Origin of the sequence: Sporolactobacillus sp. CQH2019 (assembly GCF_028765345.1) — a bacterium.
GTDB lineage: Bacteria > Bacillota > Bacilli > Bacillales > Sporolactobacillaceae > Sporolactobacillus.
Window position 1 is genome coordinate 216,246 of sequence record NZ_JARAJZ010000002.1, and the last position, 14,990, is coordinate 231,235.

12 protein-coding genes and 1 riboswitch are annotated in these 14,990 nt (G+C 49.6%); of the genes, 6 read left to right on the plus strand and 6 right to left on the minus strand.

Translation table 11 applies throughout. From position 1 onward, the window contains the following. Positions 1-11: 11 nt before the first annotated feature. From lonB to OYT88_RS04030, 5 genes are all read right to left on the minus strand, one after another. On the minus strand, positions 12-1,730 hold the full coding sequence (gene lonB, locus OYT88_RS04010) for an ATP-dependent protease LonB (protein WP_274398113.1): 1,719 nt from the start codon (positions 1,728-1,730) through the stop codon (positions 12-14). Positions 1,731-1,915: 185 nt separating this feature from the next. Further along, on the minus strand, positions 1,916-3,190 hold the full coding sequence (gene clpX, locus OYT88_RS04015; protein ID WP_274398114.1) for an ATP-dependent protease ATP-binding subunit ClpX: 1,275 nt from the start codon (positions 3,188-3,190) through the stop codon (positions 1,916-1,918). A gap of 565 nt (positions 3,191-3,755) precedes the next feature. Then, positions 3,756-5,087: a trigger factor gene (tig, locus tag OYT88_RS04020; RefSeq protein WP_274398115.1), complete on the minus strand. Its 1,332-nt coding sequence runs from the start codon at positions 5,085-5,087 to the stop codon at positions 3,756-3,758. A gap of 191 nt (positions 5,088-5,278) precedes the next feature. After that, positions 5,279-6,349 (minus strand): tetratricopeptide repeat protein, encoded by a 1,071-nt coding sequence (locus OYT88_RS04025; protein WP_274398116.1) that lies wholly within the window; start codon positions 6,347-6,349, stop codon positions 5,279-5,281. A gap of 271 nt (positions 6,350-6,620) precedes the next feature. Beyond that, the gene (locus OYT88_RS04030; protein ID WP_274398117.1) at positions 6,621-7,871 is read right to left on the minus strand and encodes an aminopeptidase; all 1,251 of its coding nucleotides are present in this window, start codon (positions 7,869-7,871) and stop codon (positions 6,621-6,623) included. A gap of 373 nt (positions 7,872-8,244) precedes the next feature. On the opposite strand from OYT88_RS04030, the gene OYT88_RS04035 reads away from it, so the two are divergent. Beyond that, on the plus strand, positions 8,245-9,471 hold the full coding sequence (locus OYT88_RS04035; RefSeq protein ID WP_274398118.1) for a DNA polymerase IV: 1,227 nt from the start codon (positions 8,245-8,247) through the stop codon (positions 9,469-9,471). Between the two features lie 166 nt (positions 9,472-9,637). Here OYT88_RS04035 and OYT88_RS04040 read toward each other — a convergent pair whose 3' ends face one another. Then, positions 9,638-10,801 (minus strand): iron-containing alcohol dehydrogenase, encoded by a 1,164-nt coding sequence (locus OYT88_RS04040; RefSeq protein WP_274398119.1) that lies wholly within the window; start codon positions 10,799-10,801, stop codon positions 9,638-9,640. 376 nt (positions 10,802-11,177) lie between these two features. Here OYT88_RS04040 and OYT88_RS04045 point away from each other — a divergent pair, with 376 nt between their 5' ends. The 5 genes from OYT88_RS04045 to OYT88_RS04065 all read left to right on the plus strand — a co-directional run bounded on the left by OYT88_RS04045 (position 11,178) and on the right by OYT88_RS04065 (position 14,981). Next, positions 11,178-11,606: a CBS domain-containing protein gene (locus OYT88_RS04045; RefSeq protein WP_274398120.1), complete on the plus strand. Its 429-nt coding sequence runs from the start codon at positions 11,178-11,180 to the stop codon at positions 11,604-11,606. A gap of 62 nt (positions 11,607-11,668) precedes the next feature. Further along, a complete protein-coding gene (locus OYT88_RS04050) occupies positions 11,669-12,421 on the plus strand; it encodes a TIGR01906 family membrane protein (protein WP_274398121.1) in 753 nt (250 codons plus the stop codon). A 418-nt stretch (positions 12,422-12,839) separates the two neighbouring features. Then, positions 12,840-13,232, plus strand: a complete 393-nt coding sequence (locus OYT88_RS04055) for a hypothetical protein (RefSeq protein ID WP_274398122.1) — start codon at positions 12,840-12,842, stop codon at positions 13,230-13,232. A gap of 550 nt (positions 13,233-13,782) precedes the next feature. Continuing rightward, positions 13,783-13,899, plus strand: a complete 117-nt coding sequence (locus OYT88_RS04060) for a YjcZ family sporulation protein (RefSeq protein WP_274398123.1) — start codon at positions 13,783-13,785, stop codon at positions 13,897-13,899. A gap of 564 nt (positions 13,900-14,463) precedes the next feature. Then, positions 14,464-14,550: riboswitch (cyclic di-GMP riboswitch) on the plus strand. A 71-nt stretch (positions 14,551-14,621) separates the two neighbouring features. Beyond that, positions 14,622-14,981 (plus strand): response regulator, encoded by a 360-nt coding sequence (locus tag OYT88_RS04065; RefSeq protein ID WP_274398124.1) that lies wholly within the window; start codon positions 14,622-14,624, stop codon positions 14,979-14,981. The last annotated feature ends 9 nt before the right edge of the window (positions 14,982-14,990 follow it).

Consider the following 14,990-nt stretch of genomic DNA (forward strand, 5'->3'; position numbering starts at 1 on the left):
CCGCAAAGCCGTCAACTGTCTTTCCGGACTCTTGAAGAGACGGATCGTGCCGAAAGCGAACGGTCAAGCAGCTGTGTCGAAAAGGAAGCATCCTCCTGTCCGTCCCCCGAACTCTCCCGAGGAAGCAGGGCCAGTTCAAGCACTTCCCGCAATGTATCGACAGGGATTACTTCGACTTTATCATCATGTTTCAGCGACTCCTGCATATTTTCTCTCGGAATGATGACGCGTCTTGCGCCCGCTTCGGCAGCCGCCTCGACTTTGGCCGTCACCCCGCCGACAGGTTTCACCTGTCCGTGAAGTCCCAGTTCGCCCGTCATCGCTGTTCGGGAATCCACCTTGCGCCGAAGAATAGCCGAGCAGACGGCTACCGCCATCGAAATGCCTGCGGACGGACCGTCGACCAGCGCTCCGCCGGGAAAATTGACATGAATGTGATATTTATAGGCCGAGAACCCCATTCTGTTTAAAACCGTCAGCACATTTTCAACAGACCCGCGCGCCATGCTTTTTCGTGTAACGGACCGTCCCGATGAACCCATTGTCTCCTCCTCGGCAATTCCTGTAATAGTCAGATTGCCGCCGTGGCGGCTCTTCACGGCAGCCGCCTCAACTTCAAGAAGCACGCCGCGCCCGGGACCGTACACCGCAAGACCGTTGACCAAGCCGATCTGAGGTTTCGTCTGAACCTTGTGATTCGGTTTCGGCACCATCCGGCTGGCATTGATCACCCATTCGATTTCGGCCAGACCGATTCTTTGCGCCTTTTTATTATGAGCGGTCGCCATTCCGGCTGCGATCTGCATCATATTGACGGCTTCACGTCCGTTTTTCGCGTACTCCGCTATTTTTTCAAGGCAAACCTGCGGCACCTCCAGATTGAGTTTGTCCGCCGCACGTTTGGCAATCAGCTGAATATCCGAATGGCTCAGTTCATTAAAGAAAATCTCGAGGCAGCGCGAACGAATGGCCGGCGGAATCTCTTCCGGACGGCGAGTGGTCGCTCCGACGAGCCGAAAATCGGCGGGAAGCCCCTTTTGAAAAATTTCATGGATGTAGGCCGGAATCTGACGGTTTTCTTCGCTATAATAAGCGCTCTCAAGAAATACTTTGCGATCTTCCAGTACTTTCAGCAGTTTGTTGAGCTGAATCGGATGAAGTTCTCCGATCTCGTCGATAAAAAGGATGCCGCCGTGGGCATGGGTGACCGCTCCTTCCTTCGGCTGCGGAATACCCGCCTGCCCCATCGCCCCTGCGCCTTGATAAATCGGGTCATGCACGGAACCGATCAGCGGATCGGCAATGCCCCGTTCATCGAATCTGGCCGTTGCGCCGTCCAGTTCGACAAAAGGCGCCGAGCTCTTAAAAGGGGAATCCGGATTCCGTTTCGCTTCTTCGAGAACAAGGCGCGCGGCAGCTGTCTTGCCGATCCCGGGCGGCCCGTAAATGATCACATGCTGGGGATTCGCACCGCAAAGGGCTGCCCTCAGCCCCTGAATTCCGTCCCTCTGCCCGATCACGTCCTCCATCGTTCTCGGCCGTATACGTTCAGACAGCGGTTCGGACAATGACAGACTGTTCATTTTTCTAAGTTGTTCCAACTCTTTTTTGGATTCTCTATCAATGGAAATTCTTTGTACACGCTGATTGTGCAGTAAATTCCAAAAATAAATGCCAATAATGGCTCCGAAAAAAATTTGAGTAAAGATCAGCAAAACCATCCAATTCATTTGTTTACCAGCCTCCCGGCAGGAGAGCGCTGTCCGGCCGCTCGCCGGTCGACAGCCGTTCCCGCTTCTTTTATAGCCCAGTATTTCCAAGCCCGGCGGGTGATAAACAAAAGTAAACAATAAAAACGGGACGTTTTCCCGGCTTTCGGAAAACGTCCCGTTAAACTTTCGCTTTTGTCAGACGTTCAGGCACTTTCTTTCGGCGATTCGATGTTTCTGGCAACGGTCGAACCGTCACTTAAAAGCAGAGTCGGCCGTTCTTTGCCGTCGACAGTCGCTTTCGTGATGACACATTTTTCAATGTCATCACGGGAAGGCAGCTCGTACATGACGTCCAGCATCATGCTTTCAATAATCGACCGCAGGCCGCGGGCCCCCGTCTTGCGCTCAATAGCCAGTTTGGCAATGGCCCGCAGTGCATCGTCTGTAAATTCGAGTTCAACATCGTCGAGCTCAAGCAGTTTTTTATATTGTTTAACCAGCGCGTTTTTCGGCTTGGTTAAAATATCGACCAGCGCATCTTCATCGAGCTGATTCAGCGTCGAAATAACCGGCAGACGGCCGATAAACTCAGGAATTAAGCCGAACTTCAGCAGATCTTCCGGCAGCACATGTTTCAGGGCATCGTCGTGCTCCATTTCCTGATTCTTCGCGCCGGTCCCGAAACCGATCACTTTCTTGCCCAGACGGCGTTTGATGATCTGCTCGATACCGTCAAAGGCACCGCCGCAAATGAACAGAATATTGGTGGTATCGATCTGAATAAATTCCTGATGCGGGTGTTTCCGCCCGCCCTGCGGCGGAACACTGGCCACCGTTCCTTCAAGAATTTTAAGCAGGGCCTGCTGAACGCCCTCGCCGGATACATCTCTGGTAATTGATGGATTTTCCGATTTTCTGGCGATCTTATCTATTTCATCGATGTAGATGATGCCCTTTTCCGCTTTTTCAACATCATAATCTGCCGCCTGGATCAGTTTCAGCAGAATATTCTCGACGTCTTCGCCTACATAGCCTGCCTCCGTCAGCGAGGTGGCATCGGCAATCGCAAACGGCACATTGAGAATGCGCGCAAGCGTCTGGGCCAGCAGCGTTTTCCCGCTTCCTGTCGGGCCGATCATCATGATGTTGCTTTTAGAGAGCTCGACATCGTCCGGTTTTTGCTTTGAATTAATTCTTTTATAGTGATTATAAACAGCTACAGACAAATTCTTTTTGGCATCATTCTGCCCAATGACATAATCTTCCAGAATGGCGTAAATTTCCTGCGGCTTTGGAATATCCTTAAATTCAACTTCCTCATCTGTCCCCAGTTCTTCTTCTACAATTTCCGTACACAGCTCAATACATTCGTCGCAAATGTAGACGCCCGGTCCGGCAACAAGCTTGCGGACCTGATCCTGAGTTTTCCCGCAAAAAGAACATTTCAGCTGTCCTTTTTCCTCGTTAAATTTGAACATGTTTTCACCCCTATTCATTCTATCTTTCATCGAAACCCCAGGCAAGAGCGAAGCACCCGGTCGAGTGTAAATTATTCACCCGAAAGAGACTAACCGTCTCATGAATGACTCCCTCTTCGCGCCATGAACCGGCAGACATCTCCGGGCCCTTCCGATGAACGGATAGGCAGTCGGATAATGCCGTCCGCTCCATTTTGTTTATCGTCATTCTGCCGTCCCGGCCGCCGCATTCGGTTTCCGAGAATGCTTCTGCCTGCCGGTCAGCAATTGCGTGCCCTGATATGAAACAGGAGGCGGCCGAACCTTTCTTCAAAGTCCGGCAGACACTCCGCGTTTCCGGTCTTCAGCCCGCCGATCGGCGGGCCTTCCATTGCAATTTCTTATGTAGGCATTGTAACATAAAAAAGCTCTCCCGATAAACTATATGCCCTTTCCAACAATTACGCGCCATCTGCGGAAATGATCCCGGATGACGGACGGAGCGTGGGTATTAATGATGAGTGGACAGACCCGTGATTTTGCCTGTCCACTCATCTTATGATTATTTATCTTCAGTATGCCTGATTTATTCTTTTTTCTCTGCTTCCGTTTTGTCGCTTTCTTCTGCCGCTTTCGAACGGCTGTTTTCAACAAGAAAATCAACGGTTTTCCGGAGCCGGACATCGTCCTTGATCACGTTTCCATTGCCGAAAACCGATTTCAGCTGATCGACGCTTAATTTGTACGTTTCGGCTGTTTTTTTCAGTTCTTCTTCTACTTCTTCATCCGTCGGCTCGATTTTTTCAGCATCGGCAATCGCCTCAAGCGTCAGGTTGGCGCGCACACGTTTTTCCGCGTCGTCTTTCATCTGATCGCGGAGCGCGTCTTTGTCCTGCCCTGAGAAGCCGGTATACATATCCATCGTCATACCCTGTGCTTTCAGGCGCTGCTCAAATTCACTGAGCATGTGGTCCTGTTCGCTGGAAATCATCACTTCGGGAACATTAATTTCCGCATTGTCGGCCGCCTGGGTTACGACACTGTCGCGCTTGCTGCTTGCCGCGTCCGCTTCTTTGTGTTCTTTCAGATGCTTCTTGATCTTTTCCTTCAATGCATCAAAGGTCTCAACATCATCGTCGACATCCTTGGCAAATTCATCATCCAGCTCAGGCAGCTGCTTTGATTTGATTTCGTGAACCTTAATTTTAAAAGTGGCTTCCTTGCCCTTCAATTCTTCAGCATGATATTCCTCGGGAAAGGTCACAACGACATCCTTTTCAGCGCCTGCTTTCAGGCCGACCAGCTGATCTTCAAAGCCTGGGATAAACGAACCTGAACCGATCTCCAAAGAGTAGTTCTCGGCTTTTCCGCCTTCAAAAGGCTGGCCGTCTACATATCCGTCAAAGTCAATGACAACCGTATCCCCCTGCTCGACTTCGCCGTCTTCCTTGACAACAAGTTCGGCATAACGTTCCTGCAGATGTTTGATCTCGTGATCCACGTCTTCATCTGTAACTTCCGTATCTTTTTCTTCGACTTCAAGCCCTTTATAATTGCCGAGCTTGACTTCCGGCTTTACCGTCACATCTGCCTTAAGGACGAGTTTCTTTCCTTTGCCGACCTCTTCCACATCGACCTGCGGTTTATCCACCGGTTCAATGCCCGTCTGATCAATTGCCGCGGAATAAGCATCCGGCAAAATAAAATTAATCGCCTCTTCATACAGCGCCTCAGCACCGAAGCGCTGTTCAAACAGCATCCGCGGCACACGGCCCTTGCGGAACCCGGGCACATTCACTTTTTTAACGACTTTTTTAAAAGCCTTGTCAAGCGCCTGGTTAAAGCTGTCGGCATCCACTTCAAAGGTCAGTGTACCCGTATTGCCCTCTTTTTTTTCCCATTTTGCTTCTACAGTCATTTATTCTTACCTCCAACATCTATCTTCATACTTTTTGCAACACGGCTTTTATCCGGTCTGCTGTGCAGCTTTCGCGCACCCGTCCCTGCCCGCGGGCAGGGAATGCCCGTCAGCCTTTTTCTTGTAAAACAATGACAACCCTCATATTATAACATAAGAGTCATTCATGAAAAACGTATTGAATCAAATTATTATGGGTTTTCCCATGTTTCCCCATTTTCGATTTCTCTGACGGTCCTGCTGGCAGCCTGAAATTCTTCTTCTGAAACATCAAACAGATCAAGAATCCGGCCCTTTTCCCATTCTCCGTCGCCGGCCATGGCGGCACGGGCGGAAAAAACGGCGGCCCATACCTTGGCGGATGGAGGATTAAGCGGCTTCGGATAAGCGTTCATTGTGAAGAAACGTCCGACATCCTTGGCCAGATCCGCCAGGGTCGGGTTTTCGGAACTGAGTACGTCCTCGATCCGACTTTCAATCTGATCGGCGAATGTCTTATAAAGAAACTGGCCGTCGAATGTCACCTGGTAGACTTCTCCGAATTTGCTGACCTGAACACGGTCTGCCAGGCGGTTTTCTTTAATGACGCACATCAGCATCGTTTTAACTTCCGGATTTTGCTTTTCATCAAGCAGAAACCGCTTCATCTGCGGTAAATAACGATTGTCCAGCCGGCCGGCCAGTTTTCTGATCAGAAGCATCTGGGTTTTCGGATCGGCCTGTTCGATTGCCGGCCAGTCGATCGGTTCCGCCGGATGATGTTTCTCCGGGATCCCGCCCCTGCCCGGCCGGCGTTCCCCTTCGCCCGCATCCGTTTCGGCGGCCTGTTTCGGCTCGGTGATGCGAACTTCGCAAAAGTGCCTCATCTGGCTGAGAAATTCTCTCGTATCCGCAGCGAGATCTTTCCGCCTGTCCATTTGGCTGATTTTGTCGAGTGCGCCCCGGTAGTCTTTTTTTTCGATCAATATGGTCAAATACAGACGGAACACATCGTCATAGTGAGGGGCGCCTGCCTCCAGCAGCTGAGTCACAGCTTCTTCGGCCTGACGATAATCGCCCAGTTCAACCGAACAGATCGCCCAGCCGTACAGGCCTTTCAGATTGCCGGCATCCAGTTCCAGCAGTTTGCCAAACAGGGGACGGGCCTCGCCATAATGTTTTTCATCGACCAATGACATCGCCTTATTCAGAAGTCTGCTCTCCAGATCCGGAAGCATGACTACCTTCCCTCTTCGGCGAACCGGTTTTTCGTTTCTCTTCATTTCTCCCCGTCCCGTTCCGTTGGTCTTTGCTCTTAGAATATCAGTTTCCTCCCGGCTTAGCAACGATAAGCGAACATAGGCACAGGCCGGCCCCGCAGTCCGCACGCGCCGGGCTGTCTATAAGCTTTTTGCGGAACAGCCCGGCCTCTCTTTTTTGTCGGATCTGTTTGTTAATAGGCGCAACGGAGCGAACAGAGCCATCGATCCAGCACCAATCCAGCATTCACCGAATAACGGCCTGCGCCGAACCGGCTTCCTTACCGATAGGCCTTTAGGCTTCATCAAAAGAAAACGCCCACTCTCCGCGGCGGAAAACCGCTGTTTTCGTGCCGTCTTTTTTTACACCGTCGATGTCCAGTCCGGCCGATCCGACCATAAAATCTTCATGTACGATGCTGTCGTTGACGCCGGCGTGATCCAGCTGCGCGCCGTCCATCTTACTTCCGCCTTCAATGCAGGAAGCGTATGCCTTTCCAAGTGCCAGATGGCAGGAAGCATTTTCGTCGAACAGGGTATTGTAAAAAACAAGGCCGGATGCGGATACCGGCGACCGATGGGGCACGAGGGCTACTTCGCCGAGCCGCCGCGCCCCGGCATCGGATTCCAGAAGATGCCTCAGCGCTTCTTCCCCTTTTTCAGCTTTAAAAGCAACGGCTTTTCCATCTTTGAACGTCAGCGAAAAATGATCAATGATCTGGCCGTCATAATTTAAGGGCATTGTCGCGGCAACCGTGCCGTTCACGCCTCTTTTATGCGGCATTGTGAACACTTCCTCCGTCGGAATGTTTGCGTTGAACTCCACGCCCGTTTCGGCCGGGCTCGAACCGCCGTTCCAAATATGCCCTTCAGGCAGATCAATGCTCAGATCCGTGCCCTCCGCTCTGTAAATAAGCTGTTTAAACTGCTGCCGGTTTAAAAAATCCCGGACAGCGTGCAGCGCTTTATTATGCTCTTTCCATGCGGCTTCCGGATCGTCACGGCCTGTGACGCGGCTGATGCGCAGAATTTCCTCCATTAATCGTTCCTGCGCCTCCGCGGCAGGTTTTCCCGGAAACACTTTTTTCGACCAGGCAACCGTCGGGTAAGCAATGAGCGACCATTGTATTTTGTCTTTCATCAGAAATTCCCGATACCGAGAAAGCCCTTGTCCCGCCGCCTTCATATACGCGGCCGACCGGGTTCCGTCCACATCTTTCAGCAGATCCGGATTCGGTCCGTAAATATTCAGAACGGCATAGTTGTCCTGTACTGATTCGTTGCGCACAGCAAATTTCCACGACGGGATATGCTCCAGTGCGTCAAGCGGCGCGTACCGGAAGCGAAGAAGCGAGGTCGCATCGTCCGTCCAGTCGACAAAAACGTCCCTGGCACCCGCTTTATAAGCCGCTTCCGCTACAAGATCGGCGAATCGGGAAGCCTCGACCGGTGCGGTTAGCAAAAGCCCCTGCCCTTTCTGCAGATTCACGCCTGTTTTGATCGCCAGTTCAGCAAATCTTTTGAGCCCTTCCTCAAATTTTTTCATTATATTTCCCTCCGATATAAAAATGACGTTCGATCAGTTTGGAACCAAAACAAAAGATCTTTCGCCGCAGCTGCGCGGCCGATGCAACGCCTTAAGCCGCTGTGCCCGTGCAGCATGCCTCACGGATCATGTGAAATGACTGCCTCGTGAAAAAGCCCGGTGCCCATCGATGCAGCGTCCTGATCTCATGATTTTCTCTTTGTCCTTTTCATCACGGACCCATCTGATCGTTTCATTATACTCGTCTCACCGATTGCTGAAAAACTCCGTCAGCCGTTTCAAAAAGCAAAAGGGAACATATGTTTTATTTTCCAGTAATAAAGAAACGTATGTTCGTGTATAATAAAATTGGACTTAGAAATGGGGGACATCAATGGAGCGGATCATTTTTCTCATCGACATGCAGACCTTTTATGCTTCATGCGAAAAGGCCGACCACCCGGAGTTCAGAGACAAACCGCTGATCGTAGCCGGCGATCCGAAGCGAAGAAGCGGCATCGTGCTCGCGGCCTGTCCGCTGGCCAGGGAATTCGGCGTCACGACGGCGGAGCCGCTTGGCCAGGCGCTGAAAAAGTGCCCGCACGCCGTTATCCGGCGGCCGCGAATGCAGCATTATATAGACGTCTCCGTTCGAGTGACCCGCCTTCTGAAGCAATTCACGGATCTCGTCGAACCTTATTCTATCGACGAACAGTTTGTCGATATGACAGGCAGCCTGCATTTCTACAAATCCCCGCTTGCGATGGCCGAACAGATTCAGCGGTCGATAGCAAAAGAAACAGGTGTGCGTGCCAGAATCGGTATCGGCCCTAATAAAGTCCTGGCGAAAATGGCCTGCGATCATTTCGGAAAGCATAACAAGGCCGGTATCTTTGAACTCAATCGCAGCAACATCGAGCACTGTCTCTGGCCGCTGCCGATCGGTGAATTGTTCGGTGTCGGTCATCGCATGGAACAGCACTTGCTCGGTATGGGCATCCGCAGGATCAGCCATCTGGCCAACTTTCCGATCGGCCTTCTGCGAAAAAAATGGGGCGTGAACGGCGAGCTGCTTTGGATGACCGCCCGCGGCATCGACACCTCCCCGGTCTCTCCAGGAACATTCGGCAAACAAAAAGCGATCGGCCACCATATGACTTTGCCGTATGATTATGCAAATATTAAAGACATCCGTGTCATTCTGCTGGAACTCAGCGAGGAAGTCGCCTACCGGGCGCGGGCAAGAAAGTACAGAGGCCGCGTCGTTTCCGTCGCTGTATCCGGCGTTTTTGAACGGCACAGCGGTTTCCATCGGCAAATCAGGCTGCCCTTTGCGACTCATTTCGGCATGGACATTTACCGGGCGGCCGACCGCCTGTTCACCGAAAGCTGGGACAGGCAGCCGGTGCGCGGCGCCGCCGTAACTCTTTCCGATCTGCAGCCCGCAGGCAGCTATCAGCTTGACCTGTTCGCGTGTCTTGAGAAAAAAGAGAGACTCAGTGCCGCCGTCGATGCCATTTATCGAAAATACGGAAAAACGGCCATTTTCCGGGGACCCTCATTGATGCCGGCCAGTCAGCTCCGGGCACGCGCAGACAAAATAGGCGGCCACTACAAATGATGAAAGCCGGCCGAACCGTATCGGAAATGCAAACCGTTCCTTTTTCAAATGGAATACAACACACGCGGAACTCCATTCAGACAGCACGCACTTCTCCGGACCGTTTCTAAAAAAAGCTCCGTCTGTCTTCTGCGGGCACGGACAGACGGAGCTTTTCTCTTCATGTTTACAGCGAAGCGCGGAGAATATCCAGCGTATCTTCTTTATTCAGTTTTTTGAACTGGCCGAATTCACCTCTTGCCATCGCACGTTCGGCGATCAGATCCACTTTGCTGCCGTCGATTGAATAGTCGGCGAGACGGCTCGGCGCGCCGATGCCTGTCCAGAATGCTCGCAGCGCTTCAATCCCGGCAAGAGCTATTTCACGGTCCGTTTTCCCCTGCGGGTCGACATGGAAGACGCGCTCGGCAAGCTGCTTGAAGCGGCCGACATTAACATCCAGATTGTGCTTCATCCAGTTCGGGAAGATAATGGCCAGCCCGCCGCCATGGGGAATGTCATAGACAGCGGAAACGGCATGTTCGATATTGTGCGACGCCCAGTCGCCGGCAAATCCCATCGATACCATGCCGTTCAGCGCCATCGTCCCGCAGTAAAGAATCGTCTCGCGAAGCTGATAATTTTCAAGATCGTTTACGAGCTTCGGTGCCGTCTCAATCACCGTCTGCAGAATGGATTCGCACAGGCGGTCCTGCAGCGGCGTATGCGTCGTCTGATGAAAATAGTGTTCAAAAACATGTGCCATCATATCGACCATGCCGTAAATTGTCTGATTTTTCGGCACGGAAAACGTGAAGGTCGGGTCGAGAATGGAGAAAGACGGATAAGAATAAGCAGAGCTCCACCCATATTTTTCATGAGTGTCCCAGTTGGTGATCACCGAATTGGGATTCATCTCGGAACCGGTTGCCGCCAACGTCAGCACTGTTCCAAACGGAAGGGCATCATGCACCGTTTTTTTACGCGTTACAAATTCCCACGGATCGCCGTCGAACTTCGTGCCCGCAGCAATCGCCTTCGTACAGTCGATGACGCTCCCGCCGCCGACTGCCAGCAAAAACTGGATATCCTTTGTCAGACAGATATCGATTCCTCTTTTTACAGTTGTCAGCCGCGGATTCGGTTCAACGCCCGCCAGTTCGGACACTTCGGCATGAAGCTCGTCAAGAATCTGTTTCACCTGATCATAAAGGCCCGTCCGTTTGATGCTGCCGCCGCCATAAACAAGCAGCACTCTTTTGCCGTATTTCGGAATCTCCGTTTTCAGCTGTTCGAGCTGTCCCCTGCCGAAAATCAGCTTCGTCGGATTGTAATAAACAAAATGATCCATAGTCCATCGCCTCGCTCATAAAGTTTAGAAAATTTTTTCAGGAAAAGGGTCCGGAACAAAACGGTCCTGTCCCATTTATTATAATATACTTGAATTTTTTCGGTGCATCTTTCAGGAACCCGCCGCCGAAATTAACCGTCATGACGGCTGCTCAGTCCGGAAAATCATTGCGGATTTCCGGTGCTGTTTCTCCTTTACAGCGATGCATTTCAGGAGTACGATAGCTTCGTGAAAATAAATGATTCACTGAATTCTGCGGGAAAGGGAGAAAAAGACGACTCTGGAATGCTTTCCTGCGGCCTTTTTATCGCCGGACATTTCGTATACTTTATCGTGGATGAACGATCACATTGCAGTCTTGAAAGGAGCTCGGAATATGAATGTCGCTTTTTTCATCACGCCAAAAAGTGAATGCAAGTATGTATATGATTATTGGACCATGAGACAGGCTATGGAAAAAATGGAGCATTACCGCTACACATCCGTCCCGATTTTGAACAAAAAAGGACATTACGTCGGTACGCTGACCGAAGGCGATCTCCTGTGGAAGCTGAAAAACAGCGGTGACCTTGATTTCAGGCATACCGAATCCGTTATGCTGAAAGACGTCCCATTATATACCGATGTAAAAACTATATCTGTGGACGGCGAAATGGAGAATATGATCGATACGTCCCTTTCCCAGAATTTCGTTCCCGTTGTGGACGATTTCGGAATATTCATCGGGATTATCAAGAGAAGAGATATTATCGCCTATTTGTCGCGGATAATAAAAAACAGGAACGATTCAGGCGCAACAGTCTAAAAACAGCAGCTGAATGACTTTAAAAACAGCCGGCGGCTGATCATCTCCCGGAGTTTGAGGAGATGATCAGTTTTTTTCGCCGCTTTTACAGGCTATTTTTATCATTTTTTGCGTGCATTTATTATAATGAATGCGTGATCAAAAAATCAGCATTGGATGTGTGCCCATTGCCCTTTTCAAGTTATCGATTCATTCAGAACGGACTTTCACTGCTCCTCGCTTTGTTTCTGATTTGTCTTTCCGTTCAGCTGACCCTTCTGTTCAAACCGCTTTACTATTTCGACATTCAATACTTAAATATCCCCGTACAGTCGCATCTCAGCCGGGTAAGAATCGTTGAAAACTATAATTATATGATCGATTATCTGCTGAACCCGATGCCTCAGACTTTCCATCTGCCGTCACTCTCCTACTCGCAGCACGGGCGTATTCATTTTGAGGATGTAAAAAGAATTTTTACAGGGATCGATATTCTTCTGCTCGTTACAGGCATTGCCGGAGCCGCCGGCTTTTATTCCAACATTAGAAATAAAGACTTTCACTTTTTAAAAACGACAGCGGTTGCCCTGATCCTTTTTACGATCGTTCCGCTGACCGCTTTTTTCCTTGATTTCAACGATTCATTTATCTTCTTTCACAAACTGTTTTTCAGAAATAACTACTGGATTTTTAACGCGGCGACGGATCCGGTAATCACCATTCTGCCTGAATCCTTTTTCTTCCACGCAGCTATGATGGTTCTCGGGTTGATTCTCGCTGCCGTCCTTCTGCTCATGATCGCCTATAAAACACTGACCCGGAAAACACGCGGGTGATCGATCATAAATGGTCTATTAGATATTCTTGGATAATAAAACACTGACCCGGAAAACACGCGGGTGATCGATGCTGCAGCGTACAGTACCCGCCGATCCGCGGCAGAATCATCGTTTCAAAAAAAAAGAGCCCCAGGCGAGGGCTAAAAAAAGAGGCTTAAAATAAAAAGAGACATGATTTGCCTTATCAGGCTCTTTTAGCATAATCCGCTTTTCTTAAAAAATACTTAAAAAAAGCAGCAAAAAAAGAGAAAGAGCGTTCAAATTTCTCAGAAATAAGAGGGGCGGCCGGACCTCCCGATGTTCGGACGGCGAATGGAAAAACATCTTGACGCTCCGAACCTTAAGCAAGCTTTTTTTAAAGAACACATTTCTTCCTGGGTGAATACCCTGTTCATGACAAAGGAGGAATGTGAAGATGAATGAAGAAGCCGGACAGTTTTATGATTATCGGGATGTAAACAGCAATTTGACCGGCAATTATCCGACAAACTATCCGATGGGAGAAAACACGGGCCATCATCATCCTCATGACCACAAACAGATAAAAGATTTGTGCGAAAAACACATTAATTATTATGTTATGGGCCATTTAAAAGACGGAAGAGTGATCGAAGGAATCATCCTCAGCGTCGATCATGAAGCAGTAACCATCCTGGTTGCCGAAAAAGACAATCACAAAAGGGAAGAGGAGGATACCAGACAATTCGGGCGCTTTCCCGGATTCGCCCGTTTTTCTCCCTTTCGCGTTCCCTTTCCCCTTTTCGGGTTTCCATTCATTACACCTTTTTGGTTCCCGTTTTGGGTCTGAAAGAATTTATATTTGCCCGGAAAACCCGGGCTTTTTTTGTTATATTACACTTTCTGTACAAGCTTTCCGGGGATGTCCAGCAACCGTGCGGAAGATCCGTTTGTATCCTTTCTCCGAAGAATGAGACCGGGGCGGTTTGTCCGTCCCTGCAGGCTCCCCGGCATTGCCCCGCAACCGTGCGGAAGATCCGTTTGTATCCTTTCTCCGAAGAATGAGACCGGGGCGGTTTGTCCGTCCCTGCAGGCTCCCCGGCATTGCCCCGCAACCATGCGGCGGGATCATTGTATCCTTTCTCCGAAGGATGGGGCCGGGGCGGTTTGTCCGTCCCTGCAATGCATAAAGAGCCATTCAGGCGGGCATTTTTGACTGTGCCGGCAGGAAGTTTCGGCATTCGGCGATGGTCCGGCCTCTCCTGTTATCATGAGCCGTATTTTCTTAGACAAATGGAGGCTGAATCGATCATCCGCCTGTAAATGGGCATTTAATCCGTTCCGCTTCCGTCCATCCGCTCATATACTGCATCAACATGTAAGAGAAGGAGGTGTCGCTAATGGGGGCTCCTGTTGCTGATGGATACGGATACGGCGGAGGTTACGGCAATGGATTCGCGCTGCTTATCGTTCTGTTCATTTTGTTAATTATTATCGGCGCTTCGTTCTGGTATTAATCCACGAACGCCGACAAATTCAAACCCATTTTCAGCCATTCACCTTCTTTTGGGCAAACAGGGCATCTCAGCATCGAAAAATCGATTGATGGGACGCCCTGTTCTATTTCATCAACATGGATCAATCAAAAATCCGCGCAATCAGCCGCTCCCTTCCTTCATCGCCGGATACCGTTTTTCAGTGCCATTCACCCGCATCCACGGATCTTTATCGGCCAGAAAATATATCGCTGTCCGGCCCGTTTTATGCGCTGCTTAGCGAAAACGGCCATTTTATATCAATCTTTTCTCATTCCTATAATTTCTGATAATTTCTGATGAAAATCAAAAATCCGACCGTCGGAAAGCCTGACGACGCTCCGGACATTGCAGGGAAAACAAAGTTCCTTGATATGTTCTTTTAAGCACTTTTATCAATGCCCATTGTAAAAAGTGAACCTTCATTTTATTATAAACAAGTCATCACACGCTTCACTTACTTTATTCCAAGCATATTATCGGTATTGTTTCTTAACAAATTTGTAGGCAATTAGGCACATTTATCTAGGTCTTTAAGGTGCTAATATACCTATAGGGCAAATTTTACGAAAGTAAAAGACGCAAAGCCACGGACCTAAAGTAGTATTTTGCCAGGGCAGCCGGGCTGCCGGGAATTTTTCCTGCACAATCAACTGAATGCTCTTTTCTAATTTGCCTTACATTTAGAGAGAGGAAATTCAAGATTGAAAAAAACCGTTCTCATTGTCGATGACTCCCATTTTATGAGAAATTATTTAAAAAACATATTAAACAGCGACACTTTCCGTGTGATCGGTGAAGCCGCCAATGGCTGTGAAGCCGTTCGCCAATATATGAAAGTCCGTCCTGATGTTGTCTTAATGGATGTGACAATGCCGATCCTAACCGGAATTGAAGCCCTGAAGAAAATAATCGCATTCGACGCAAAAGCAAACGTTGTCATGTGTTCATCCATAGGAAGCCGCTTAGCGATCATACAAGCCATTAACATCGGCGCCAGAGATTTTATCGTTAAACCCTATCTTCACAATCTAAATAACATTTTGGCAAATACGTTCAAATGAATAATTTTC

What these genes read in the sequence shown, in the direction of transcription:
- lonB (WP_274398113.1), bottom strand. Translation starts at nt 1,730, where the DNA reads ATGAATTGGATGGTTTTGCTGATCTTTACTCAAATTTTTTTCGGAGCC.
- clpX (WP_274398114.1), bottom strand. Translation starts at nt 3,190, where the DNA reads ATGTTCAAATTTAACGAGGAAAAAGGACAGCTGAAATGTTCTTTTTGC.
- tig (WP_274398115.1), bottom strand. Translation starts at nt 5,087, where the DNA reads ATGACTGTAGAAGCAAAATGGGAAAAAAAAGAGGGCAATACGGGTACA.
- OYT88_RS04025 (WP_274398116.1), bottom strand. Translation starts at nt 6,349, where the DNA reads ATGAAGAGAAACGAAAAACCGGTTCGCCGAAGAGGGAAGGTAGTCATG.
- OYT88_RS04030 (WP_274398117.1), bottom strand. Translation starts at nt 7,871, where the DNA reads ATGAAAAAATTTGAGGAAGGGCTCAAAAGATTTGCTGAACTGGCGATC.
- OYT88_RS04035 (WP_274398118.1), top strand. Translation starts at nt 8,245, where the DNA reads ATGGAGCGGATCATTTTTCTCATCGACATGCAGACCTTTTATGCTTCA.
- OYT88_RS04040 (WP_274398119.1), bottom strand. Translation starts at nt 10,801, where the DNA reads ATGGATCATTTTGTTTATTACAATCCGACGAAGCTGATTTTCGGCAGG.
- OYT88_RS04045 (WP_274398120.1), top strand. Translation starts at nt 11,178, where the DNA reads ATGAATGTCGCTTTTTTCATCACGCCAAAAAGTGAATGCAAGTATGTA.
- OYT88_RS04050 (WP_274398121.1), top strand. Translation starts at nt 11,669, where the DNA reads ATGATCAGTTTTTTTCGCCGCTTTTACAGGCTATTTTTATCATTTTTT.
- OYT88_RS04055 (WP_274398122.1), top strand. Translation starts at nt 12,840, where the DNA reads ATGAATGAAGAAGCCGGACAGTTTTATGATTATCGGGATGTAAACAGC.
- OYT88_RS04060 (WP_274398123.1), top strand. Translation starts at nt 13,783, where the DNA reads ATGGGGGCTCCTGTTGCTGATGGATACGGATACGGCGGAGGTTACGGC.